A 24,492-nucleotide genomic window follows, 5' to 3' on the forward strand; every position below is an offset into this window, starting at 1 on the left:
GCATCCGAACAAATATTCGAACGAATACCGCCGCGTGTCTAGTCCCGTTTCGGCTGGATGTCCCGTCCCAGCCGGCGTTCCGGCGGGACCTCCTGCATCTCGCAGACGGCGAGCCACACCCGTTTGGGGTCTACGCCTTTTTCCAGCGCCTGGCTGGCAGTTTGTCCCCCTAGACCGGTTAGAACCAGGTCGGAGGCCAGAATCCGGGAATACGCCGGCCCAAACTCATCGTCCATGAGCCGCCAGAAGTCGCTGATACGCATCAATTTATCCTCTCACGCCCGCTCCAGCAGACAGCATCCCGGGGCTTGCCGGCCGCCAGGGCACCCGGCCCCCGGCCTAGAATAGGTTCATGACGGATCATCCGCCGGCAACGGCCCCAGCCCCGGCCCCGGCTCCGGCTTCGACCACTACGGCCATCGAAAGCCTCGAACAGGAGCTGAGCGTCCTGTGGCGGCGCGCACGCGCTGCTTCCCAGCGGGTGGCCAAAGCCGTCCACCCCAATCTGGAACCGGCGGCCTACGGGCTTTTGGTCCTGCTGCAGCGCCGGGGTCCGCTGCGTCTCACCGATCTGGCTGCCGCCATCGGCGTCGGAAAGCCCTCGGTGAGCCGGCAGATCGTGATTCTGGAGACCTTGGGCCTGGTGGAAAAGCATGCCGATCCCGAAGACGGGCGGGCACAGGCCATCAGCCTTACTCCACTGGGACAGGAACAGCTCCTTCGGACCCAGCGGGCGCGGGAGGAACATTTCCGGCTGCTGCTGTCCTCCTGGGACGAGGCGGAAGTCCTGGCCCTGAGTACGCTGCTGCACAAGCTCAACGTGTCCGAGGTTCCGGGCCACGCCTAGCGCGGGCCTGACCAGCCAAACCCAATCAGGGCAGACGAAAGACCCCGCCGGCTTTGCGCAGCGGGGTCCTTCAATAGATCTTGGGCGGGAAGCGTCAGCTGCCCGGGGGTTGTTACGGAGTGCGGGCCAGGTCCCGGGCCAGGTCCTCCGGGAACTCACGGGCAAACTCCCGGGAGAATTCCGTTGGAACAGTATCGGGAATGGTTACGCCTTCGGCGCTGGCCACACGGTCACTGACCTCACGAAGCATCAGGGACAAAGGCACATCGAGGGCACTGCAGATTGAAGACAGGAGTTCAGAAGAAGCTTCCTTCTGTCCGCGTTCGACTTCGCTCAGGTATCCAAGGGAAACCCGGGCACTGTGTGAGACTTCACGCAGGGTACGGCCCTGGCGCTGGCGTACATCGCGGAGTACATCACCAATTTCATGGCGTAGAACTACCATCTTGCGCTCCTTAGGCTCCCTGTGTGCATCTTCCGCCAACCCTACATCCCGCCAGCGAATAACGCCGTTCACGGATACGGGTTGCTTCACCATGTGTATCGTCCTGCTCCCTTATCGGTCTCTCCGCGGCGGATGCCGCGGATTCTCTAGATCGTAAACCGGAAACCTTAGCGGTTCCTGATACTAACAACTGACGTGGTTTCGGATTTGTTCCCGGCCACGTCAGCTGCCTGCGCAGTGAAGCACTTCCTGCGCTAGTGTTCCTGCGCCAGCTCGCCGGCGAGCAGTTCCAAAGCCGCAGCGCAGGCCTGCCGCCGGATGGCGGCGCGGTCTCCCTGGAACCGGAAACCCTGGGACCTGGCTCCGGCGACCGTGGCGATCCCAATAAACACAGTACCCACCGGCTTGCCATCATGCGGCTCCGGACCCGCCACACCGGTGGTGGAGACTCCAATATCCGCGTACAGCAGCCGCCGGACCCCTTCAGCCATCTGCTCCGCCACCGCTGAATCGACGGAGCCAGCCTCCTGCAGCAAATCCTCCGACACACCCAAAACCTGTACCTTGACCGAATTCTGGTACGCCACGACGCCGCCCTGAAGTACCGCCGAGGCCCCGGGAACAGTGCCCAGCTCCGCAGCGAGCATCCCGGCGGTCAGCGACTCAGCAGCTGCGACGCGCATTCCGCGGCTGACCGCAGCAGCCACAATAGCGGGAGCAGGGCTGGTCATGAGGTGCGGCCGGTTCCGCCGCGCGCACCGGCGCGCAGGCGGATGGCCTGCAGGACATAGTCGATGCCGGTCACCACGGTGACGACGACGGCGGCTGCCATCACGGTGGCGCTGATCCACCAGGCCCAGTCCCCCAGCCAGGAGGTCAGGGGCAGCAGGAACAGGAAGATTGCCAGAGTCTGGATAACGGTCTTGAGCTTGCCGCCGCGGGAAGCAGCCATCACGCCATAGCGGATCACCACGAACCGCATGATGGTGATTCCGATTTCGCGGACCAGGATGACGATCGTGACCCACCACCACAGCTCGCCGAGGATCGAGAGCATGACCAGGGCGGAGCCGATCAGCAGCTTGTCGGCAATGGGATCGGCGATCTTGCCGAAGTCGGTGATCAGTCCACGGCTGCGGGCCAGGTCGCCGTCGAGCTTGTCCGTGTAGATAGCGACGGCGAAGGTCGCCACCGCCAACCACCGGAACAGGCCGTCGCGTCCGTCGTCCGCCACAAGGAACCAGATGAACAGCGGCACCATGACGATGCGGATGACGGTCAGGACGTTGGCGATGTTCAGCGTCGGAACCCGCTCGGCTGGGGAGTTGCTCACAGTTCCAGACTAACCGGATTCAGCGTCCGGTGAGATTCCATGCGTCCTCTGATCCGTCCTCGTCGCTTCCGGAGCCGTCGGCGCCGTCGTAATACTCCGCTGCCTGCGGCCGGGAGTCCAGATCCTGGGACACGAGGTCCACCGGACCGTCGGCGTCAAACCCCTGGTTCACGTTCGCGTTGTCCGCCAGTGCGGCTGTGGTGGCCGCGTCGGGACCGGAGAGCGGTTCACCGCCCTGGATGGCGGCCAGCGTGGCTGCCAGGTCATCCGGTTTGACCAGCACGTCGCGGGCCTTGGAGCCTTCGGACGGACCGACCACTCCCCGGGATTCGAGCAGGTCCATCAGGCGTCCAGCCTTGGCGAAACCGACCCGGAGCTTGCGCTGGAGCATGGAGGTGGAGCCGAACTGGGTGGTGACCACAAGTTCGGTGGCCTGCAGCAGGACGTTGAGATCGTCTCCGATGTCATCGTCGATCTGTTTCTTGGGCGCAGTAACGGCCACGTCCTCACGGTAGACGGCCTGCAGCTGCGTCTTGACGTGCTCCACCACGCGGTGGATCTCCGACTCGGTCACCCAGGCGCCCTGGACACGGATCGGCTTGTTGGAGCCCATCGGCAGGAACAGGGCGTCGCCCTGGCCCAGGAGCTTCTCGGCGCCCGGCTGGTCCAGGACCACACGGGAGTCGGTGACTGATGAGGTGGCGAACGCCATGCGGGAGGGAACGTTGGCCTTGATCAGGCCGGTGACGACGTCGACGGAGGGGCGCTGGGTGGCGAGCACCAGGTGGATACCGGCGGCACGGGCCAGCTGGGTGATGCGCACGATCGAGTCTTCGACGTCGCGCGGGGCAACCATCATCAGGTCAGCGAGCTCGTCCACGATCACCAGCAGGTACGGGTAGGCGCGGATGACCCGTTTGGAGCCCGCCGGGGGCACCACCTTGCCGTTACGCACGGCTTTGTTGAAGTCGTCGATGTGCTTGAAACCGAAGTTGGCCAGGTCGTCGTAGCGGGTGTCCATTTCCCGGACCACCCACTGCAGCGCCTCGGCGGCCTTCTTCGGGTTGGTGATGATCGGGGTAATCAGGTGCGGCACACCTTCATAGGCGGTGAGTTCCACGCGCTTGGGGTCCACCATGACCATCCGGACCTCATCCGGTGTTGAGCGCATCAGGATCGAGGTGATCATGGAGTTCACGAAGGATGACTTACCGGCACCGGTGGCGCCGGCCACCAGGAGGTGCGGCATCTTCGCAAGGTTGGCCACGACGAAACCGCCTTCAACATCCTTGCCCACGCCCATGACCATCGGGTGTTCGGTCTTGCGGGCAGCGTTGGAGCGCAGCACGTCGCCCAGCGCCACGACTTCCTTGTCCGCGTTCGGAATTTCGATGCCGATGGCTGATTTGCCCGGGATCGGCGAGAGGATGCGCACGTCGGAACTGGCTACGGCGTAGGAGATGTTCTTGGACAGCGCGGTCACGCGCTCCACCTTGGTGCCTTCACCGAGTTCGATCTCGTAGCGCGTCACTGTCGGGCCGCGGGAGAAGCCGGTGACCTTGGCGTCCACGTTGAACTGCTCGAGGGTGTGGGTCAGGGCGGCAACCACGGCGTCGTTGGCCTCGGAGCGTTCCTTGGCGGGCGGGCCGGAGGGCAGGAAGTCCGACGGCGGCAGCGTATAGGTGACGTCGCCGGAGAGCTGCAGCTGTTCGGTGCGCTGCGGGATCGGAGCCGACGGCGGCACATTGGCCACGGGGCGCGAGGGCACCGGAGGCACCGGCGGAACCGCGGCAAGGGAGGCAGCGGCCTCGGGGACCAGGGAAATCGCTTCTGTCGGCGGTTCGGTGTCCTCCTCGAGGCCCTGCTGCCGGCGCAGCTTCTGCGTGGCGAGTTCGGCCTTGGTGGGGCGGCGGACGCCCGGGGGAACCGCAGGTTCGGCCAGGGCCGCTTCCTGCCGCTCCTCTTCATCACGCAGCAGTGCGGCTTCGAATGCCTCATCGCCGGCGAAACCCTCGCTGTGCTCCAGCTCATCATCCTTGCGTGCACGTCCGAAGCGGCTGGGCTTTTTGGGTTTCTTCGGCTTCGCCTGGCGGTCGGTTGCGTAGAGGTAGCTCTGGTCATGGGCCTCGGGATCATCCTGAGCCAGGTCCTGGCCCATGAGGTGTTCGTAGAGGGCGCGCAGGCGCAGCGGAATGTGCCGGAACGGCGTGGCCGTGACGATCAGGATGGAGATGAAGACCAGCAGCGACAGCAGGATGATGACGGGCCATTTGGTGATCGCGGCCGACAGCGGCCCGGCCACAAGGAAACCGACAATTCCACCGGAGATCCACAGCTGGTCGAACCCGTCGGACAAGGCAGGAGCACCGCCGATAAGGTGCGTGATTCCAGCGCCCGAGCAGAGCATCAAGGTCAGGCCGATGCTGATCCGGCCGTTGGCGCGGTGACGTTCCGGGTAGCGGAACAGGCGGACCGAGGCGGTCAGGAGCATAAAGGGCAGGACGACGGCCATCCAGCCGAAGGTGCCGGCGGCGCCGGCGTGAATGACGTCGGCCACCGGCCCGCGGAGCGCCCACCATTCAACGGTGGCGACCAGCAGTGCGGTGAGGATCAGGAAGAAGCCGGTGCCGTCGCGGCGGATCTCACGGTCCGGAACGACGTCGGTGCCCAGTTTGCGCACCCCGGCGCCCACGATCCGGGCGACTCCCATCCAAGCCCCCTGAATGGCCCGCAGGGGCAGCGGGAGCGTCTCTTCAGGCTGGGCCTTGGCCTGCCTGCCGGTGGCTTTCCCCCGTGGCGCAGCTTTTCCCCCGGAACTCCCGCCGGCGTTGCGGGCAGGTGTCCGACTGGAGGAACTGCCGCGCGCGGCAGGGGAAGTACGAGTCGCCATACCTGCCACGCTACCGGATCAGGGCGGCAAAACCCCGAATATACGCGCCAATCCAGGCACTGTTCCTCCCCCGCCGGGAACCCCGGCCGGGGAGGAATCAGGGGCCTGCGAACAGGCCGGGCTAAGCTTCCAGGACCACCGGAACGATCATGGGACGGCGGCGCAGGCGGCGGTTGACCCAGGTGCCGACGACGCGGCGGACAACCTGCTGCAGCTGGTAGGCGGTGTGATCCCGGTTGGACATCACCGCTTCTTCCAGTGCCTTGCTGATCTTGGGTTTGATCTCGTCAAACACGGTGTCGTCTTCGGCGAATCCGCGGGCGTGGATTTCCGGCCCGGACACGATGGTTCCGGTGTTGCGGTTCACCACGGTGATGACGGAGATGAAGCCTTCTTCGCCCAGGATGCGGCGGTCCTTGAGGTCAGTGTCGGTGATTTCGCCAACGCTCGAACCATCCACGTAGACCAGGCCGCATTCAACGCTGCCGACAACGCGGGCCTTGCCGTTGACCAGGTCCACCACGGTGCCGTCGTCGGCCAGGATGATGTTCTCTTCCGGGACGCCGGTCTGGGCCGCCAGCTTGCCGTTAGCGATCAGGTGGCGGGTTTCACCGTGCACGGGCATGGCGTTCTTCGGCTTCAGGATGTTGTACGTGTAGAGCAGCTCCCCGGCCGAGGCGTGCCCGGAAACGTGGATCTTGGCCGTGCCCTTGTGGACGACGTCGGCGCCAAGCTTCATCAGCCCGTTGATCACGCGGTAAACGGCGTTCTCATTACCGGGGATCAGGGAGGAGGCCAGGATGACGGTGTCACCGCGGCCGACACTGATCCGGTGGTCGCCGTTGGCCATGCGCGAGAGCGCGGCCATGGGCTCACCCTGCGAACCGGTGGACATCAGCACCAGCTTGTGGTCGGGCATGTTGTCCACGTTCTTCAGGTCCACGAGGATGCCGTCGGGAACGTTCAGGTAGCCCAGCTTCTCCGCGATGGCCATGTTCCGGACCATGGAGCGTCCCACGAAGCAGACCTTGCGGCCGTGCGCGGCAGCGGCGTCGAGCACCTGCTGGACGCGGTGGATGTGGGAGGAGAAGGAAGCGACGATGATCCGCTTTTTGACCTTGCCGAAAAGCTCTTCGAGCACCGGGCCGATGTTTCGTTCCGGTGAGGTGAAGCCGGGGACATCGGCGTTTGTGGAGTCCGCCATGTAGAGGTCCACGCCCTCCTCGCCCAGCCGGGCGAAGGCACGCAGGTCGGTGATGCGGCCGTCCAGCGGCAGCTGGTCCATCTTGAAGTCACCGGTGTGCAGGACAGTGCCCGCGCGGGTGCGGATGAACACCGCCAGGGCGTCCGGGATGGAGTGGTTGACGGCCACGAACTCGCACTCGAAGGGGCCGAACTGCTCAACCTGGCCTTCTTTGACCGTGAGGGTGAAGGGCTTGATCCGGTGTTCCTGCAGTTTCGCCTCGATCAGCGCCAGCGTCAGCTGGGAACCGATCAGCGGGATGTCCTTTTTCAGGCGCAGCAGGTAAGGAACCGCGCCGATGTGGTCCTCGTGTCCGTGGGTGAGCACCACGCCCACAACGTCGTCCAGCCGGTCCTCGATGTAGGAGAAGTCCGGCAGGATCAGGTCAACGCCGGGCTGCGTCTCCTCCGGGAAGAGCACACCGCAGTCCACGATGAGCAGCTTGCCGTCGATTTCGAAAACGGCCATGTTGCGGCCGATTTCGCCGAGCCCGCCCAGGGCCACGATGCGCAGCGTCCCCGGCTTGAGGCGGGGAGGGGTCTTCAGTGCGGTATCCGCAGTTTCAATCATGTTGTATTACGCCTTGTCCTGGGAAAAGTCCCATCCTGCTTCGGCCAGGTCCGCCAGGACAGCTTCCATTTCAATGGCGTCGGGAGCCACCAGCGGCAGCCGTACAGCGGCGTTGGGGATCACTCCCTGCATCTTGAGGATCTGCTTGGCGGAAATGGCACCTGGTATGTGTGTCATTACTGCGCGCACTACGGGATCCAGGTCGAAGTGGATCCTGCGCGCCTTGTCGAAATCTCCTGCCGCGGCTGCGTCGACCAGGGCCCGGAACTCCCGGGCGGCCACGTGGGCACTGACGCTCACGACGCCGGCGGCGCCGGCCACCATCCACGGCAGCGTCAGTCCGTCGTCGCCGGCATAGACGTCCAGGGTGGTGTTGGCCATGACCCGGGTGACGGCAGCAAAGTCGGCCTTGGCATCCTTGAGGGCCAGGACCTTGGGGTTTTCAGCGAGACGGAACATCGTCTCGGTGGTGATCGGGATCCCGGCGCGGCCCGGGATGTCATAGATCATGATGGGCAGTTCGCTCGCCTGGGAAACGGCGTCGAAGTGTGCCAGCACACCGGCCTGGGTGGGCTTGTTGTAGTACGGGGTGACAACCAGCTGGCCGTCGGCACCGGCACGTTCGGCCCGCTTCGCCATTTCCACCGAGTGGGAGGTGTGGTTGGTTCCGGTCCCGGCAATGACCTTGGCCCGGCCTCCGACAGTCTCCGCTACGACGCGGAAGAGGTCTTCCTTTTCGCTGTCCTCCAGCGTGGAGGTTTCGCCGGTGGTTCCGGAGATGACAAGACCGTCGCAGCCGTCTTCGACCAGCTTGTTGGCCAGGAACGCGGTGGCCTCAAAATCCACCTCACCGTCGGCTGTAAACGGGGTGACCATCGCCGTCACCAGGGTTCCAAACGGACGGGAACGAATATCAGAGTCTGCCATGGGTAAAACGTTACCTGTTGGACCTGCGATTGGGACAACGGAGACGCCTGGTGCGCCGCAGGGTTTTGGGTCCGGTGGGTGCCGCACAGGGATGTCAAGGCCGTTGTGAGACGATTCAGGAATGAGCAGAACACGGCTGACGGGCATCGACGCTGCCCGGGGAGTGGCGCTGCTTGGAATGATGTCGACTCACATCTTCCCGCTGTATAACCCTGAAACGGGAGCACCTTCCCTGGCGGCCTTGCTCTTTTCCGGACGCGCGTCGGCGCTTTTCGCCGTGGTGGCGGGCATAGGAATCGCCTTACTGACCGGCGGCGCCGATCCGGGTTCCGCGCGTTCCCCCGCCCGGAACCGGCGTGGCATCGCCGCGCGCGCAGGGGTCATCGCGCTGATCGGCCTGCTGCTCGGCGGGCTGGAGACCTCGATTGCCATCATCTTGTTCCATTACGCTGTCCTGTTCCTGATGGTCCTGCCGTTCACGAACATGCGGCTGCCGCGGCTTGCGGTCTGGGCGGGTGTCTGGGTATGCCTCTCCCCCGTACTGGCCTACTTGGTGCGGCCCTGGATCAATGCGAACCTGGTTCCACCCGGTGTCGACGGGAATATCACCTGGGAGCATTTCCTGGAACCGGCTGCCCTGCTGGCCGATGTCCTGTTCACGGGGGTATACCCCACTGTCCAATGGATGAGCTACCTTCTGATCGGCATGGTGGTTGGCCGGCTGCGGCTCTCGAACCTGGCGGTGCAGGTGGGACTGGTCTTCGCCGGGATCTTTGCGGCCGTAGGCTCAAAGTATCTCAGCTGGTACCTGCTCATTGATGGCGGTGGTTTCGCAGAACTCCTGAAGACCGAATCGGGGCAGACGTGGCCGATCGGACGGATGCTGGAAGTGAACCTCACCGGCGTCGACCAGTCCGGCTCCTGGTGGTGGCTCACGGTCAGTGCACCGCATTCCGGAACCACGTTCGACCTGCTGCACACCGCCGGGACGGCTGCCGCCGTTGTTGGGATCTGCCTGCTGCTCACCCGGGCACGGCCTAATCTGCTGCTGCCGCTCTCCGCCGCCGGAGCCATCACGCTGACGCTCTACAGCATGCATATCTGGGTCATGGCCCTGGTGGATGCCCAGGAACCGGCACTGGATCCTGGCTGGGTCTTCTGGCTCCAGGCGGCAGCCGCCGTGCTGATTGGCATGGCGTTCATCCGGCTCGGTTCCCGCGGCCCGCTGGAGACCATCGCGTCCGGCGCCTCGCGGCTGGCCCGGGACGGGACCCTGGCGGAGAACCGGCGGTAGGGGCACGCGGGTCTTTGCCGGTTTCAGCGGAGCGAGCGGAGCGCCGTGTCGATGATGTCCCGGCTCTGTGCGTGCAGCGCCTGGGCCGCAGTGCAGTCCGTGGCAGCGAGATAGGCGTCAACCAACCGGTTCCCCGCAGCGTATCCGGCTCCTGCCGGCAGACCCACCGGCTCGGCTCCGAAGCGTTCCGCGGCGTCGTCCCCATGCACCCATGCGGTGAAGTTCTGCATACCTCCAATGTTCAGTCCGGTGAGCACCTTGCCGAAGACGGCGTCATCGTCCAGGTGCGGCGTGCCCATGGGCGTGTATCCAGCTGTCCCGTAAAGCTGACGGGCGAAGGCATCGGCAAGCCCTTCGGATACAACGTGCTCCCCCACCACAACCGTGGCCGGGTCCCAGACGATGCCGCCCGGGGCATAACGCAGGTTGTGGTTCAGTTCGTGAACGGCCGCTGCTTCCAGCCGTTCCAGATTCTCCCGGGTGGGCCAGAGCGTCAGCGAACCACCAGCTGGGCCAGTGCCTCCCGGCTCTCATCGATGCGTCTGTCCAGGGGAAATCCGAAACCCATCGTATGCATCGCCACCGGGTCGGGCTCGCCCGGGACATACCGGTACATTCCCGCCACGGGTGCCAGCATCCTGCGCAGCACATCAGGACGGTGTTGCTCCGGGGCCGCCAGTACGGCGGCCATACCTTCTGCAGTGTCTAGGACAGTGATCATGCGGTTCACCCTAAAGGTTTACGCAGCGTCAAGGTCAAGCATTCCTCCTACTCGCCTGCCCCGGGAAGCGGGGAGCGCGTCAGTGGGCCGCAGGAAGCGGGGCTTCTCCCTGGGCTGCGGGATTCCGGACGAAAAAGCCCGCGGCGACGGCGAGCAGGCTGATGCAGGCCCCGGCGAGGAAGGCCGTCTGAACCCCTGCGGCCGTCGCTTCGAGCTCCCCGGCGCCCTGGGCCAGCCGGTCCGCGGTCCCGGTGGACAGCAGGGTCACGAACAGAGCTGTGCCGGCACCACCCATGACCTGCTGCACGGTGTTCAGGATGGCGCTGCCGTGGGAATAGAGGCTGGGTTTCAGGGATCCAAGTGCTGAGGTGAACAGCGGGGTGAACGTCATCGCCAGCCCAATGCTCAGGACAACGTGGACGGCGGGGATCATCAGCGCGGGCGTGTCCGCGTTCAGCGCGGTCGCCATGATCCACAGTGAAGCGCTGACCAGGACGGAGCCCGCAACCAGCAGCGCTGTGGGTCCGGCTTTGTCATAAATGCGGCCAACGACCGGTGACAGGACGCCCATGATGAGCCCGCCGGGAAGCAGCATCAGCCCGGTGGTTAGGGTATCCAGGCCGAGCACTGACTGCATGTAAATCGGCAGGACAATAAGGCTGCCGAAAAGCGCGATGCTGGAGACCGCGATCATGGCGATCGAGATGGAGAAGTTCCGGCTCCGGAAGGTGCGGAGGTCCAGCAGCGGTGCGGAGACTCGGGCGAGCCGCACCTGCCGGAAGATGAACAGGACCAGTGCAGCCACGCCGACGGCGAAGGGCAGCAGCGGCGGGACCGGAGCCGGAGCATGCGAGGCGCTTTCCCCGATCGCGGAAAGCCCGTAGAGCAGCCCACCGAAGGCGAACGCCGAAAGGATCACGGAAAGCACATCCAGGGGAACCTTGCGGGGCTCGGTCACGTTCTGGATCTTCACGGCGCCAAGCACCAGCGCGGCGACGGCGATCGGCAGCACGATGATGAACATAAACCGCCAGCTGAGCGCGCTGAGGATGATTCCGGAGATCGTGGGGCCAATCGCCGGCGCCACGGAGATCACGATTGAGATGTTGCCCATGGTGCGTCCGCGGGCGGCCGGTGCCACCAGCGTCATCGCCGTGGTCATCAGCAGCGGCAGCATGATGGCCGTGCCGCTGGCCTGCACCACGCGGGCGATCAGCAGCACCGCAAAGCCCGGTGCTGCCGCCCCCAGGAGGGTGCCAGCGCTGAACAGGATCATGGCCAGAAGGAAGATCTGCCGGGTATGGAAACGCTGCAGCAGGAAACCCGTGACGGGGATGATGACCGCCATGGTGAGCAGGAAGCCTGTGGTCAGCCACTGGGCACTGGCCGCGCTGATGTCCAGGTCTGCCATCAGCGTAGGCAGCGCCACGCTCATGATCGTTTCATTCAGGATGACGACGAACGCCGAGACGATCAGGATGCCGATGACGAGCCGGTTGCGGCCGGCATGCAGATCAGCAGGCGCAGCCGGGGACTGTGCTGAAGCGGACGAAGAATCGTGGCCTGCGGCCGTTTTAGTCAAGGGAATCCTAGGTTGGCTGGAAAAAACAGTGTTTCCGGACGGCACCCTGGCTGAGTACCGGTGGCCGGCCGGGACGCACCGGCAGGGCGGGCAGGCTCAGGCGGGTTAGGACTGGCGTGCGGGCTCGAACAGCTTCCCGGCCTTCCGCATTGCCGAGCGGGCTCGCTTGCGGTCACCGGCGGCGTCGTAGGCGCAGGACAACCGGAACCAGGCACGCCAGCTGTCCGGGGCGGCTTCGACCTCGGCCTGATAGGCCGGGAACTGGGCATCGGCGGCCTCCCGCACAATCCTGCCGCCCGGGGTGCGCGGCAGGTCATCGACCGGCAGCCCGCCCTCGTCGGCAAGGATGTTGGCCATTTTCTCGGTCTGCACACCGAACAGCAGCTCGCGCACCAGCGCCCACACACCAACCAGTGGCAGCACAAAGTACGCCAGGCCCATGGCTTTGGCGGTCAACCCGTCGGAGGTCAGCAGGAGCCAGCCGCGCTGGGCGACAACCACCAGGTAGAAAGCCAGGAGCAGGGTGACCAGGAGGACACCGATTTTCGCCCGGTTATGGAACAGGCCGGAAAAGAATGTGGACAACGCAGGGTTTCCTTAGGCGTTCAGGTTGAGGTAGCCGTCGAGTCCGACGGTCAGGCCCGGGTGCTCCGCGACCTGCCGCAGCCCGAGCAGCACTCCGGGCATAAAGGAGGCCCGGTCGTAGGAATCGTGGCGGATGGTGAGCTGCTCGCCTTCCCCGCCCAGCAGGACTTCCTGGTGGGCTACCAGTCCGCGGAGGCGGACGGAATGCACACGGATACCGTCTACGTCGGCTCCGCGGGCGCCTGGAAGTTCCTTTACTGTGGCGTCCGGTGAAGGCGCGGTCCCCGCTTCGGCACGGGAGCGGGCCATCAGTTCAGCGGTGCGGGCGGCGGTGCCTGAGGGTGCGTCCACCTTGTCCGGGTGATGCAGTTCCACCACTTCCACGGATTCGAAGTACGGTGCGGCCTTGGCCGCGAAAGCGGTGGCCAGCACGGAACCAAGGGCAAAGTTGGGGGCGATGAGGACACCCGTCTCGGGATGCTCCGCGAGCAGCGCCGTCAGGCGCTCCAGGCGCCCGGCGTCCCAGCCGGTGGTTCCGACGACGGCATGCATGCCATGGTCGACGGCGAAGCGGACGTTGGCTTCGGTGCTGTCCGGGACGGTCAGGTCCACCACGTGCCGGGCACCCGCGGACACCAGGGTTTCCAGTGGGTCATTGCGGCCGAGCGCGGCCACCAGTTCCATGTCCGGAGCCGCTTCGACGGCTTTGACGGCTTCGGATCCCATGCGTCCGGTGGCTCCGAGCACCGCGACAGGCAGTTTATTCCTCATGGTTTCAGGTTACCGGTCAGGCCGGGGCGTCGCTGACGCCCACCCACTCCACCGATCCGTCGCCGAAAACCTGCTCCTTCCAGATCGGCACCTGTGCCTTCACCGTGTCCACGAGCTCTGAGCACGCAGCGAACGCGGTGCCGCGGTGGGCCGAGGCCACAGCGGCCACCAGGGCGGCTTCCCCGATCTGAAGCGGCCCGGTGCGGTGGGCGACGCAGATGCGGACGCCGTCGTACTTCGCCGCGATGCCGGCGGCGACGTCCGCTATGACCGCCGCAGCGGTGGGGTGCGCGCTGTAACCCAGCGAGGCCACGTCCTTGCCGCCGTCGTGGTTCCGGACGATGCCGCTGAAGCTCACCACGGCTCCGGCCTGCGGGGTCCAGACAGCACTGGCGGCGGATTCGGGGTCCAGAACGGTGGTGCCGACTGTGGCAGCAACAACTTCGCTAGTGCTCATTTTTACCCTCCAGCAGGCCGCAGATGTGTCCAAGGATCGGTTCCAGGACCGCGAGTCCGTCCGCCACCGCGGACGGGGAGCCGGGCAGGTTGAGGACGAAGGTCCGCCCCGTGGTTCCGGCGTAACCGCGGCTCAGCGCGGCCATGGGCGTTTTGGCCAGCCCGTCGGCGCGGAGGGCTTCCATGATGCCGGGGACCTGGCGCTGAAGCAGCGGCAGGGTCTGCTCCGGGGTGACGTCGGTGGGGCTGATCCCGGTGCCGCCGCTGGTTATCAGCACGGAGGGTTCCAGTGCGAGCATGCGTGCCAGGGCCTCCCCCACCTGATCACCGTCGGGCACGGTTTCGGCGAGGACAACGTCGTAGCCCAGGGCGTAGAACCAGTCCTGCAGCAGCGGTCCGGCTTCGTCCTGGTAAACGCCGGCGGCCGCCCGGGTGGAGGCAACCAGGATCGCCGCCGTGCGGCGGGCCGGTGCCGTTGGGCCGGTGCTCACAGTGTCCAGTCTCCGCTCTTGCCGCCGGACTTGGCCAGCACCATGATGTCCGAAATCACGGCGTGCTTGTCCACCGCCTTGATCATGTCGTAGAGGGTCAGCGCGGTCACGGAAACGGCCGTCAGCGCTTCCATTTCGACGCCGGTCAGGGCCTTGGTCTTCACGGTGGCCCGCATCACGACGGCGTCCTGCCGTGGCTCGAAGTCGATGGTGACCTTGGTCAGCGGCAGCGGATGGCACAGCGGGATGAGGTTGGAGGTCTGCTTGGCAGCCATAATCCCGGCTACGCGGGAAACGGCGAATGCATCGCCCTTCGGCAGTCCGCCTTCCGAGAGCAGCCGGACGACGTCCGCGGTGGTCCTCAGGACAGCTTGGGCAGTGGCTTCGCGGGACGTCTCGGTTTTAGCGGATACGTCGACCATGTGGGCAGTACCGTCGGCGCGGACGTGGGTCAGCGCCGGTGCGGCCCGTTCTTCTCCGGTGTTGCCTGCTCCGGGCTCTTCTGCGGCCATGGGCGAATCCTTTCGGTGGTGCTGTGCTGCACGCGGGGTTAGTCCAACAGCCATACTGTCACTTCCGACCCGGCCGCCGCGTGTTCGGTGTCTTCAGGAAGCTGGACCAGGGCATTGGACGAGGCCAGGGCGTGGATCAGGTGGGACCCGGGCCCGCCAACCAGTTCCACGGCGCCGTCCATATACCGTCCCCTCCGGATCTGCAGCTTGCCGGCCGGACTGGCTGCGGCATCGGCGAGCTTGGCCTGGATTTCCCGGCGCGGGGCGGGCATCCCGGTCAGCGCGCTGAGTGCGGGGCGGAGGAACATTTCGAAGGACACGAGGCAGCTCACCGGGTTCCCCGGAAAACCGAGGAACGGAATCCCGTCCACGGTGCCGATACCCTGGGGTCCTCCCGGCTGCATCGCCACTGAGAGGAACTCGGCACCGCCGGCGCTCAGGGCCTGCCGGACCACTTCGTAGGCGCCCTTGCTGATGCCGCCGGAGGTCAGGACCAGATCGGCGGGATGGCCCCGGAGATCGTCCCGAAGCTGCTCCAGGAAAAGTCCCGGGCGGTCCGCGACGATGCGGGAATGAGTCACTTCGGCGCCGGCCTCACGCAGGCTTACGGACAGCAGCGTGGTGTTGGCGTCGTGGATCTGCCCGGGGGCGAGCGGCTTTCCTGGTTCCACCACCTCATCTCCCGTGCTCAGCAGCAGCACCCGGAAGCGGCCCCGGACCGTAACGGAGTCCAGCCCCAGGCCGGCCAACAGCCCCAGGTGGGCAGCTCCGAGCCGGGTCCCCGCGGCCAGTGCCACCCTTCCTTCGGCAATGTCACTGCCCGCCGGGCGGACGAACTGCCCGGCCGCGATTCCGGCCGGGAGGGCCACAGTGGCTCCGCTGTGTTCCGTGGCCGGATAGAAGGAATCGGGCACCGCCCGCTCGATGGGGATGACGGCGTCCGCCCCGGCAGGCAGCATGGCGCCGGTCATGATCGGGGCGGCGGTTCCAGGTGCCAGTGCGGGAGCGGCTGTACCGGCAGGAATCGGCTCAGCAACCAGCAGCTGAACTGTGTCTGCCTGGACTGTGTCTGCCTGAACTGAGGCCGGCGAGGGGACTGCGGTGAGATCGGACGCGCGGACGGCATAGCCGTCCATCTGCGAGTTGTCGAAAGGCGGGAGGCTGCGCGGGGCCCGGACGTTTCCGGCGAGGACGCGTCCGGCGGCCTGCTCCAGCCCGAGGGTCTCAGTGCGGACCGGGACCTCGGCCAGCCAGCCGGCCAGGAGGTCCTGGACCTGTTGGCGATGCTCGCCCACGGTCCGGGTGCGGGTACCTGTGCTGCTCACGTTCCTCCTCGGCCGGGTGCACCTTCCGCGGGCACGCTGAGACGAATTCTATGCATTTTTCCGTCTGCGGGCCCGTTCCCGCACTCCTGCAGGCTTAGGGCCGTTCCGCCGGCCGGCGCAGCCGTTGCCGCAGCTGCACCAGTTCCGCTTCGGACAGGCCTCCGGCCCGGAGGTACCCCGCAGCTCCGCCGTGGTTTGCCCCGACCCAGTCGAGGGCGGCACTGATGGCGTCGGCGGGCGAACGGGTGACCAGCGTGATGATCTCCTCATTCAGTGGCACTCCCATACCGGCGATCATGCCCAGCATCCGATCCGACCACTCCCCCGCCAGGTTGCGTTCGCTGAGCTGATAGTCGGCCACTATGCCGTCCCTTTCCGCGCCGGCAGCTTCAAGCAGGAGCGCGGCGGCAACCCCGGTGCGGTCCTTGCCCGCCGTGCAGTGCAGCAGTGCCGCAGAACCGTTGCCAGCGGCTACGACCCGGGCCACCGCAGCGAACACCGACACACCGTCCTGCAGCATGCCGGTATACAACTGTCCCAGGGTTGGCAGCTGGGCGATCGCTGCCTGCACCGCGCGGCCCGCCGCCGCCGGATCACCGGCCAGGTTCGCGCGCTGCATTTCCTCCTGCGCGGCGCCGGTGAACGCGCCCTCGAACAATGGCAGCTCAAGGGTGCGCAACTGCGTTCCGGCCGGGAGCCGGTCCGGAGCCATCTGCCGTTCGGCCGGAGTGCGGAAGTCAACAAGGACATCGATGCCGGAGCCGGCGAGGGTTTCCAATCCATGGGGTGTCAGGGAACTGAGCGCATCGGAGCGGTACAGGACACGGGAGGCAATACTCCCTCCACCCTCCAGCGGCAGTCCGCCGACATCACGGAAGTTAACAGTGCCTTCAAGACTCTTCACAGGCCGACCTTAGCCCATCCGGCGAGCCTGCTCCGGGATCAGACAAGGCCGGCACAGACCAGGCGGACACAGACGGGCCGGGCCGGAGCGCTCAACGCGCGGTGACCTTAATCGAGTGCAGCCCGGTTGCTCCGTCGGGAACGACCGGCCGCATCGTTTCATCCTGGAGGCTGCCGTTGGCGTCAGCGGCGCGCACATTGATCGTGTGCTCCCCGGGTGTCAGCTCCACCTGGGCGGAATACTGCCGCCAGGTGTCCGCCGAGATGCCCGCCGCCAGACTGGCGTCCTGCCAGCCGCCGTCGTCGACCTTCACCTGGACCCCGCTGATACCGGTGTGCTGCGCCCAGGCCACACCGGCGACCGTGAGCGTGCCGGCGGGGACCGCCGCATTCCGCGCCGGGGTATCAATCCGGGAGGACAGCTTGATGGGACCGCGTTCGGACCAGCCGCGGTCGGTCCAGTATGCTGCTTCGTCGGCGAACCGTGAGACCTTCAGTTCGGTCACCCACTTGGTCGCGGAGACGTAACCGTAGAGCCCGGGGACAACCAGCCGGACCGGGAAACCGTGTTCAGGCGGCAGCGGCTCACCGTTCATACCGACCGCCAGCAGAGCATCGCGGGCGTCGGTGAGGGCTTCCAGCGGGGTGGTTGCCGTCCACCCGTCCTCGCTGGTGGACAGGACCGTATCGGCGCCCTCCCTGACTCCTGCGGCGGCCAGGAGGTTGCGGACTGGCCAGCCAAGCCACCGCGCATTGCCGATCAGGGATCCGCCCACCTCATTGGAGACACAGGCAAGAGTTACCCAGCTTTCCTGGAGCGGCTTAGCCAGCAGATCGGCGTAGCTGATCTCGATTTCCTTCTCCACCATGCCCGTCACCCGCAGCCGCCACGTCCGCGGGTCCACCAGCGGAACCCGCAGGGCCGTGTCGATCCGGTAGAAGTCCGTATTCGGGGTTATGAGGGGGTCAACCCCGGGGACACCAAGATCCGCGCCGGCCGGGACTTCCAGGGCCGGCTGTACAGCCGCGGGCAGCTGCACGCCCGCCCTCAGGTCCTCGACCGCCACCTGGGAGCTTCGCGAGATCCCGGCCAGACCTCCGGCCACCGCAGCCACGGCAGCGCCTCCGCCGACACCCACCAGCACCTCGCGCCGCCGTGCCCCCGATTCGGCGGCCGGAGCCGTCTGGTAGCCGCGGATCCGTGCGGCCAGCGCCCGCAGGATAAGCACCCCCGCGGCCCCGGCGATGACCGGCGGCAGCAGCGCCAGGGGTGAAAACTGCGCCCGTGAAAGGGCTGCGGCCACGCCCGCGGCGCCGAACGCAGCGATGACTGCCGACCCCCACGGCGAAGATTTCGTTTCCAGCAGGCCGCACGCAGCACCAATAACGGCAATGACCAGGATCATCCCCGCGAGCAGTGCGAGCTTGTCCCCGGTTCCGAACACGGCGATGGCCCATTCCTTCACGGGCGCGGGAACGGCGTCGACCACCACGGCGCCCACGGCGGTCAACGGTGAAAGGGAGGGGCTGAGCACGGCGGCGGCCAGCTCTCCGGCAGCTACGGCAATACCCGCGGCCACCAGTCCCGCGGCCGCGGCCCACGGCCAGGTTCTCGGCATGACTGTTGTTCCCTTCAGGTTCTCGGGTTTGTGCACGGTTCCGTGCCGTTCCGCGGGTTATGGACTCATTTGAGTATGACAGCCGGGACTGTGGCCGGAGGCGGCGTGCCCTTTCCTAGAGCCTGACTGTGAAACGGCCTACACTCGAGGCATGGGAATTTCGCTGGGTATGCCCGCCGTTGTGCCGCCGCGGCCGCTCCCGGGCACCCCGGATGCATCAGCCCCGGAGGCAGCCCCGCCGGAGCACGCAGTCCCGGAGAAGCTTGACGGGCTGGTTGACCGCTTCGGCCGCCGGGCCACGGACATGCGGCTGTCGCTGACCGACAAATGCAACCTGCGCTGCACCTACTGCATGCCGGCGGCCGGACTGGACTGGCTGCCCAAGGACAAGGTTCTTTCGGCCGCCGAGATTATCCGCCTCGTGGGGATCGGCGTTGACGGCCTGGGAGTCCGCGAACTCCGCCTCACCGGCGGCGAGCCGCTGGTCCGTGCCGACCTGGTGGAGATTGTGGCCGGAATCCGCGCCAACCACCCGGACCTGCCGGTGTCGCTGACCACCAACGGACTGGGCCTGGATAAGAAGGCCCAACCGCTCAAGGACGCCGGGCTGACCCGGATCAACGTTTCACTCGACTCCCTGCACCCCGGAACTTTTGCGCAGCTCACCCGCAGGCCTTTCCTGGACCGGGTCCTGGCCGGTGTGGAGGAAGCCGCCCGCGTTGGGCTCGGGCTCATCAAGATCAACGCCGTACTGATGCGCGGGATCAACGACGCCGAGGCTCCCCGCCTTCTGGGGTGGGCCGTGGATCACGGCTTCGAACTGCGTTTTATTGAGCAGATGCCCCTCGACGCCGACCACGGCTGGACCAGGGACGGCATGATCACCGCTGCGGAGATCCGCACGCTGCTGGAGGAGCAGTTCGTCCTGACTCCCGATCCCCGGAACCGTGACGGCGCTCCGGCCGAACGCTGGCAGGTTCGGCACCGCAGCACCCCGGAGGACGTAGCGGGCGTGGTCGGGATTATCGCTTCGGTGACGGAGCCTTTCTGTGCCGATTGCCGCCGCACCCGGATCACCGCCGAAGGCAAGGTGCGCAGCTGTCTGTTCTCACATGAGGAGACGGACCTGCTGGAGCTGCTGCGCAGCGGCACCGATGACGCAGCCGTCGCCCGCCGCTGGCAGGAAGCCATGTGGGGCAAACCCAAGGCCCATGGAATGGACCACGCCGGGCTCGGAGCACCCGACTATGTGCAGCCCGACAGAACTATGAGTGCGATAGGTGGCTAAGTGCTGATCCGCTACTTCGGCGCCGCGAAAGCGGCCGCCGGACTTGAAGAAGAAACGCTCGATCTGGGCCGCCTGGAGCTTGGCGAGCTGCTGGAGAAACTTGCTGCCAGGCACCCGGACGCTCCCGAGGGCACGCCCGTGCTCCAGACCGTCATCCGACGGAGCACTTTCCTGGTCAATGAGGTCGCGGCCCGCAACCGGTCGGTGGTGCTGGAACCCGGCGACACCATTGACATCCTGCCGCCCTTTGCCGGCGGCTAAGCCGTCTGCCCGGTCAGGGCAAAGCAAAAGGTGGCCTTCCCCGAAGAGGAAAGCCACCTCATTGCTGCTTGCACCGTGGTTAGAAACCGAGCTCAGCGGCCGACTCAAACGGACCGACGACGGTGATGGTCCGCGGCGCTGCTGCCAGTTCGACGGCGAGGGCCTGGACCTCCTCCGCGGTTACGGACCGGATCCGGGCCAGGGATTCCTCAATGTCGATGAACTCACCGCTGACCAGTTCGGCACGTCCGAGCCGGGACATCCGTGAACCGGAGTCCTCCATGCCCAGCACCATGCCGCCGGAGATCTGGCCCTTGGCCCGCTCCAGCTCCCCGGACTCCAGCCCGGCGGATGCCAGGCGCTCCAGCTCTGACTCCAGCAGGTCAATAACCTGCCGCGTCTTGGCCGGTGAGCATCCGGCGTACATGCCGAAGTACCCGGCATCGGCGTAGGAGGCCGAGAACGAGTATGTGGAGTACACCAGCCCGCGCTTTTCACGGATCTCCTGGAACAGCCGGGAGGACATGCCCCCGCCCAGGACCGTGTTGAGCACACTCATGGCGAAGCGGCGGCTGTCCGTGGCAACCAGCGACGGGCAGCCCATCACAATGTTGGCCTGCTCCACGGGACGGTTGTAGACGTGGACGCCACCGGTTCCCGTGATGGTTGCCGGGACGGTCTCCCGGCGCTGAACCGGCTGTGCGCCCTCATCCAGTTCCCAGCCGGCACGCTTCAGCGCATCCAGCACCAGCGACACCACAATCTCGTGCTCCAGTCCGCCGGCAGCCGTGACCACCAGCGTCTCGGGACGGTAATGCCGCCGGTAATGCTCCAGGACAGCTTCCCGGGGTACGGCCTTGATGGCTTCCGGGGTGCCCCCGATCGGCCGGCCCAGCGGATGGTCGCCCAGCACGGCCTCGGCGAATTTCTCGTGGCAGAGGTCCGCGGGGTCGTCGGCATCCATGGCGATTTCCTCAAGGATGACGTCGCGTTCCTGCTCGAGTTCCTCAGGATCGAGAACGGCGGAGGTCACCATGTCCGCGATGACGTCGATCGCCATCGGCAGATCGGTGTCCAGCACACGGGCGTAGTAGCAGGTGCTTTCCTTTGCCGTTGCCGCATTGGATTCGCCGCCCACCTCGTCAAAGGCGGAAGCGATGTCCATGGCGCTGCGGCGTTCCGTTCCCTTGAACAGCAGATGCTCAAGGAAATGGGTGGAACCGTGGCGGCCTTCGGCTTCGTCGCGGGAACCCACGCCGATCCAGAAGCCAATAGTGGCACTGCGCTGGCCGGGCATCGACTCGGTCAGCACGCGGACGCCGCCGGGCAGGACGGAACGGCGCACAATGGCGCCCGCCGGGTCGCCGATCTCGATGGCCGGATCGCCCGGCCTGGTTGTCAGGGGAAACGGGACAACCGTCCCGGTGCCGGCAAAGCCGGCCTCGGAACGGTTGTCCTTGACGATTTCAGGCATCTACTCTGCTGTCGCCGTTTCGCCTTCGGCGTCGTCATCAGCAACCACCGGCGAGAGCGACAGCTTGCCGCGGTCGTCGATCTTGGTGATTTCGACCTGGACCTTCTGGCCGACGGAAACAACGTCATCGACATTGTCGACGCGCTTGCCGCCCGAGAGCTTGCGCAGCTCGGAGATGTGCAGCAGGCCGTCCTTGCCCGGGGTCAGCGAGATGAAGGCACCAAAGGTGGTGGTCTTCACAACGGTGCCCAGGTAGCGCTCGCCCAGTTCAGGAACCATCGGGTTGGCGATCGCGTTGACCGCAGCCCGGGCAGCCTCGGCGGACGTGCCGTCCGTGGCGCCGATCAGGACGGTACCGTCATCTTCGATGGAGATGTCAGCGCCGGTGTCTTCCTGAATCTGGTTGATCATCTTGCCCTTCGGGCCGATGACCTCGCCGATCTTGTCCACGGGGATCTTCACCGAGATGATCCGCGGGGCGAACTCGGAGAGCTCGTCCGGGGTATCGATCGCAGCGTCCATCACACCGAGGATGTGCAGGCGGGCTTCGCGGGCCTGCTTCAACGCGGCAGCCAGGACCGAGGCGGGGATGCCGTCGAGCTTGGTGTCCAGCTGGATAGCCGTGACGAACTCGGAGGTGCCGGCAACCTTGAAGTCCATGTCGCCGAAGGCATCTTCGGCGCCGAGGATGTCGGTCAGGGCAGCGTAGCGGGTTTCGCCGTCAACCTGGTCGGAGACCAGGCCCATGGCGATACCGGCAACCGGAGCCTTCAGCGGCACGCCGGCGTTGAGCATGGACAGCGTCGAGGCGCAGACCGAACCCATCGAGGTGGAGCCGTTGGAGCTCAGGGCTTCGGAGACCTGGCGGATGGCGTACGGGAATTCTTCACGCGACGGCAGCACCGGCATGAGCGCACGCTCTGCCAGGGCGCCGTGGCCGATTTCGCGGCGCTTGGGCGAACCCACGCGGCCGGTCTCACCGGTGGAGTACGGCGGGAAGTTGTAGTTGTGCATGTAGCGCTTGCGCGTTACCGGCGACAGCGAGTCGATCTGCTGTTCCATCTTGAGCATGTTCAGTGTGGTGACACCCAGGATCTGGGTTTCGCCGCGCTCGAAGATAGCCGAACCGTGCACGCGGGGCAGAACCTCAACCTCAGCGGTGAGCTGGCGGATGTCGGTCAGGCCGCGGCCGTCGATGCGGACCTGCTCCTTGAGGATGCGCTGGCGCACAACCTGCTTGGTAACTGCACGGAAAGCTGCGGAGATTTCATTCTCGCGGCCTTCGAAGCGTCCGGCCAGTTCAGCCTTGACTTCGTCCTTCAGTGCGTCGGAAGCTGCGTCGCGCTCCTGCTTGTCGGCGATGGAGAAGATCTGTGCCAGCTTGTCGGCGGCAGCGGCTTCAACGGCCTCGTAGGCATCGTCCTGGTAGTCCAGGAAGACCGGGAACTCAACGGTCGGCTTGGCGGCGCGGGCGGCCAGGTCTGCCTGTGCGTCGCACAGGGCCTTGATGAACGGCTTGGAGGCTTCCAGGCCCTCGGCTACAACCTCTTCGGTCGGGGCGGTGGCGCCCTCTTCCTTGATGAGGTTCCAGGCGTTGTCGGTGGCTTCAGCCTCGACCATCATGATGGCGACGTCGTCACCGGCGATGCGTCCGGCAACCACCATGGAGAAGACTGCGCGCTCCAGTTCGGAGTGCTTCGGGAAGGCAACCCACTGGTTGTCCACCAGGGCAACGCGGACGCCGCCGATCGGGCCGGAGAACGGCAGGCCGGAGAGCTGCGTGGACATGGAGGAGGCGTTGATGGCCACCACGTCGTAGAGCACGTCGGGGTTGATCGCGAGCACGGTGACCACGATCTGGACCTCGTTGCGCAGGCCCTTGACGAAGGCGGGGCGCAGCGGGCGGTCCATCAGGCGGCAGGCCAGGATGGCTTCGGTGGACGGACGGCCTTCGCGTCGGAAGAACGAGCCCGGGATGCGGCCGGCGGCGTACATACGCTCTTCAACGTCCACGGTCAGCGGGAAGAAGTCGAAACCTTCGCGCGGGGACTTGCCGGCAGTGGTTGCCGAGAGCAGCGCGGTGTCTTCATCGATGTAGACCATCGCTGCGCCTGCAGCCTGCGCGGCCAGGCGGCCGGTTTCGAAGCGGATAACGCGCTTACCGAATACACCGTTGTCAATGACGGCTTCTGAATACTGAATTTCGGGACCCTCCATAGAGAGCCACCTCCGTTTCTTAGTGTTCGGAGGCACCCAGCATCGTCCCATGATTCCCCCGAACCGCGGGGCGGTTCGGAGGGTTCAACACCCGGTCTTCGATCGAGGTCCACGGGCGGATTCTCCCGTAGGCCACTACCGAGGACCGCGAATGCTGCGATGCTGGCTGACTCCTGTATTTGTCTTATTTACTGCTGTGCTGCGTTTTACTGCTGTTTCTGCTGTTTTGCTGCTGCAGTGCGGTTGGCAGGTGCGCTTCCGGAAGAATCCCGGTGTCCATGTCTGCCGGTGCTGCTTTGAACTGCGCAGGGCGGCCCTGCCCGTGGGCAGAGACCGCCCTCAAAACAGAACTATCGACGCAGGCCGAGACGCTCGATGAGCGTGCGGTAGCGGGTGATGTCGGTCTCGCGCAGGTAACCCAGCATGCGGCGACGACGACCAACCAGGGCCATCAGGCCGCGGCGGGTGTGGTGGTCGTGCTTGTGGGTCTTCAGGTGCTCGGTCAGGTCGGAAATACGACGGGACAGAACGGCAACCTGGACCTCGGGGGATCCGGTGTCACCTTCTGCGAGTGCGAATTCCTTGATGATCGCCTGCTTGACGGCGGGATCGAGTGCCACTGTAACTCCTAGAGTTGTGCCGTGAGGCCCGAGTCAGCACTTCGCTGCCGGGAACCCTGCACCCCGCGCGGTGAACCACGCCGGGCACAAAGAAATTCAGCCGCCACGGACCGCAGCC

The 24,492-nt window shown here is 65.9% G+C and carries 25 protein-coding genes; 4 read left to right on the top strand and 21 right to left on the bottom strand.

Going from position 1 to position 24,492, the window contains the following annotated elements; translation table 11 throughout:
- Nucleotides 1-38: 38 nt before the first annotated feature.
- A complete protein-coding gene (locus H9638_RS03625) occupies nucleotides 39-263 on the bottom strand; it encodes a DUF3046 domain-containing protein (protein ID WP_191745863.1) in 225 nt (74 codons plus the stop codon).
- Between the two features lie 89 nt (nucleotides 264-352).
- Here H9638_RS03625 and H9638_RS03630 point away from each other — a divergent pair, with 89 nt between their 5' ends.
- Nucleotides 353-847 (top strand): MarR family winged helix-turn-helix transcriptional regulator, encoded by a 495-nt coding sequence (locus H9638_RS03630; protein ID WP_191745864.1) that lies wholly within the window; start codon nucleotides 353-355, stop codon nucleotides 845-847.
- Between the two features lie 112 nt (nucleotides 848-959).
- Here H9638_RS03630 and H9638_RS03635 read toward each other — a convergent pair whose 3' ends face one another.
- The 6 genes from H9638_RS03635 to dapA form a co-directional block, all read right to left on the bottom strand.
- Entirely contained in the window at nucleotides 960-1,385 is a 426-nt protein-coding gene (locus tag H9638_RS03635) for a helix-turn-helix domain-containing protein (RefSeq protein ID WP_066302864.1), read from the bottom strand.
- Nucleotides 1,386-1,546: 161 nt separating this feature from the next.
- On the bottom strand, nucleotides 1,547-2,023 hold the full coding sequence (locus tag H9638_RS03640) for a CinA family protein (protein ID WP_191745865.1): 477 nt from the start codon (nucleotides 2,021-2,023) through the stop codon (nucleotides 1,547-1,549).
- Nucleotides 2,020-2,625 (bottom strand): CDP-diacylglycerol--glycerol-3-phosphate 3-phosphatidyltransferase, encoded by a 606-nt coding sequence (pgsA, locus tag H9638_RS03645; protein ID WP_191745866.1) that lies wholly within the window; start codon nucleotides 2,623-2,625, stop codon nucleotides 2,020-2,022. Before pgsA ends, H9638_RS03640 begins: the two co-directional genes overlap by 4 nt.
- Nucleotides 2,626-2,644: 19 nt before the next feature.
- Entirely contained in the window at nucleotides 2,645-5,515 is a 2,871-nt protein-coding gene (locus H9638_RS03650; protein WP_191745867.1) for an FtsK/SpoIIIE family DNA translocase, read from the bottom strand.
- A gap of 121 nt (nucleotides 5,516-5,636) precedes the next feature.
- Nucleotides 5,637-7,328, bottom strand: a complete 1,692-nt coding sequence (locus tag H9638_RS03655; RefSeq protein ID WP_191745868.1) for a ribonuclease J — start codon at nucleotides 7,326-7,328, stop codon at nucleotides 5,637-5,639.
- Nucleotides 7,329-7,334: 6 nt separating this feature from the next.
- On the bottom strand, nucleotides 7,335-8,255 hold the full coding sequence (dapA, locus tag H9638_RS03660) for a 4-hydroxy-tetrahydrodipicolinate synthase (protein WP_191745869.1): 921 nt from the start codon (nucleotides 8,253-8,255) through the stop codon (nucleotides 7,335-7,337).
- A 121-nt stretch (nucleotides 8,256-8,376) separates the two neighbouring features.
- On the opposite strand from dapA, the gene H9638_RS03665 reads away from it, so the two are divergent.
- On the top strand, nucleotides 8,377-9,549 hold the full coding sequence (locus H9638_RS03665; protein WP_191745870.1) for a heparan-alpha-glucosaminide N-acetyltransferase domain-containing protein: 1,173 nt from the start codon (nucleotides 8,377-8,379) through the stop codon (nucleotides 9,547-9,549).
- A 23-nt stretch (nucleotides 9,550-9,572) separates the two neighbouring features.
- On the opposite strand, the gene H9638_RS03670 is transcribed toward H9638_RS03665, so the two are convergent.
- The 11 genes from H9638_RS03670 to H9638_RS03715 all read right to left on the bottom strand — a co-directional run bounded on the left by H9638_RS03670 (nucleotide 9,573) and on the right by H9638_RS03715 (nucleotide 18,514).
- Nucleotides 9,573-10,046, bottom strand: a complete 474-nt coding sequence (locus H9638_RS03670; RefSeq protein ID WP_225217031.1) for a DUF2268 domain-containing putative Zn-dependent protease — start codon at nucleotides 10,044-10,046, stop codon at nucleotides 9,573-9,575.
- On the bottom strand, nucleotides 10,043-10,270 hold the full coding sequence (locus H9638_RS16735) for a hypothetical protein (RefSeq protein ID WP_225216988.1): 228 nt from the start codon (nucleotides 10,268-10,270) through the stop codon (nucleotides 10,043-10,045). Before H9638_RS16735 ends, H9638_RS03670 begins: the two co-directional genes overlap by 4 nt.
- 79 nt (nucleotides 10,271-10,349) lie before the next feature.
- Complete coding sequence (locus H9638_RS03675; RefSeq protein ID WP_404799623.1) at nucleotides 10,350-11,852, bottom strand: MDR family MFS transporter; 1,503 nt, start codon at nucleotides 11,850-11,852, stop codon at nucleotides 10,350-10,352.
- A 105-nt stretch (nucleotides 11,853-11,957) separates the two neighbouring features.
- Nucleotides 11,958-12,437, bottom strand: coding sequence for a hypothetical protein (locus H9638_RS03680; RefSeq protein WP_191745871.1), 480 nt, complete (start codon nucleotides 12,435-12,437; stop codon nucleotides 11,958-11,960).
- A gap of 12 nt (nucleotides 12,438-12,449) precedes the next feature.
- Complete coding sequence (gene dapB / locus H9638_RS03685; RefSeq protein WP_191745872.1) at nucleotides 12,450-13,208, bottom strand: 4-hydroxy-tetrahydrodipicolinate reductase; 759 nt, start codon at nucleotides 13,206-13,208, stop codon at nucleotides 12,450-12,452.
- A 16-nt stretch (nucleotides 13,209-13,224) separates the two neighbouring features.
- The gene (locus tag H9638_RS03690) at nucleotides 13,225-13,665 is read right to left on the bottom strand and encodes a molybdenum cofactor biosynthesis protein MoaE (protein ID WP_191745873.1); all 441 of its coding nucleotides are present in this window, start codon (nucleotides 13,663-13,665) and stop codon (nucleotides 13,225-13,227) included.
- Complete coding sequence (locus H9638_RS03695; RefSeq protein WP_191745874.1) at nucleotides 13,655-14,155, bottom strand: MogA/MoaB family molybdenum cofactor biosynthesis protein; 501 nt, start codon at nucleotides 14,153-14,155, stop codon at nucleotides 13,655-13,657. Before H9638_RS03695 ends, H9638_RS03690 begins: the two co-directional genes overlap by 11 nt.
- A complete protein-coding gene (gene moaC / locus H9638_RS03700) occupies nucleotides 14,152-14,667 on the bottom strand; it encodes a cyclic pyranopterin monophosphate synthase MoaC (protein ID WP_191745875.1) in 516 nt (171 codons plus the stop codon). The genes H9638_RS03695 and moaC overlap by 4 nt, the downstream gene beginning before the upstream one ends.
- A gap of 38 nt (nucleotides 14,668-14,705) precedes the next feature.
- Nucleotides 14,706-15,992 (bottom strand): molybdopterin molybdotransferase MoeA, encoded by a 1,287-nt coding sequence (locus tag H9638_RS03705; RefSeq protein WP_191745876.1) that lies wholly within the window; start codon nucleotides 15,990-15,992, stop codon nucleotides 14,706-14,708.
- A 94-nt stretch (nucleotides 15,993-16,086) separates the two neighbouring features.
- Entirely contained in the window at nucleotides 16,087-16,896 is an 810-nt protein-coding gene (locus H9638_RS03710) for a tyrosine-protein phosphatase (protein ID WP_191745877.1), read from the bottom strand.
- A 91-nt stretch (nucleotides 16,897-16,987) separates the two neighbouring features.
- Nucleotides 16,988-18,514, bottom strand: a complete 1,527-nt coding sequence (locus tag H9638_RS03715) for a molybdopterin-dependent oxidoreductase (RefSeq protein WP_191745878.1) — start codon at nucleotides 18,512-18,514, stop codon at nucleotides 16,988-16,990.
- Nucleotides 18,515-18,665: 151 nt separating this feature from the next.
- On the opposite strand from H9638_RS03715, the gene moaA reads away from it, so the two are divergent.
- Nucleotides 18,666-19,802, top strand: coding sequence for a GTP 3',8-cyclase MoaA (gene moaA, locus H9638_RS03720; protein WP_191745879.1), 1,137 nt, complete (start codon nucleotides 18,666-18,668; stop codon nucleotides 19,800-19,802).
- Complete coding sequence (locus tag H9638_RS03725; RefSeq protein WP_191745880.1) at nucleotides 19,803-20,063, top strand: MoaD/ThiS family protein; 261 nt, start codon at nucleotides 19,803-19,805, stop codon at nucleotides 20,061-20,063.
- A 79-nt stretch (nucleotides 20,064-20,142) separates the two neighbouring features.
- On the opposite strand, the gene H9638_RS03730 is transcribed toward H9638_RS03725, so the two are convergent.
- The 3 genes from H9638_RS03730 to rpsO form a co-directional block, all read right to left on the bottom strand.
- Nucleotides 20,143-21,537, bottom strand: a complete 1,395-nt coding sequence (locus H9638_RS03730; protein WP_191745881.1) for a M16 family metallopeptidase — start codon at nucleotides 21,535-21,537, stop codon at nucleotides 20,143-20,145.
- Nucleotides 21,538-23,754, bottom strand: a complete 2,217-nt coding sequence (locus H9638_RS03735; RefSeq protein ID WP_191745882.1) for a polyribonucleotide nucleotidyltransferase — start codon at nucleotides 23,752-23,754, stop codon at nucleotides 21,538-21,540. It abuts the gene before it with no gap.
- Nucleotides 23,755-24,104: 350 nt separating this feature from the next.
- Nucleotides 24,105-24,374, bottom strand: a complete 270-nt coding sequence (gene rpsO, locus H9638_RS03740) for a 30S ribosomal protein S15 (protein ID WP_191745883.1) — start codon at nucleotides 24,372-24,374, stop codon at nucleotides 24,105-24,107.
- Nucleotides 24,375-24,492 lie beyond the last annotated feature (118 nt).

Origin of the sequence: Arthrobacter pullicola (genome assembly GCF_014836875.1) — a bacterium.
GTDB classification, from domain to species: Bacteria; Actinomycetota; Actinomycetes; order Actinomycetales; family Micrococcaceae; genus Arthrobacter_B; species Arthrobacter_B pullicola.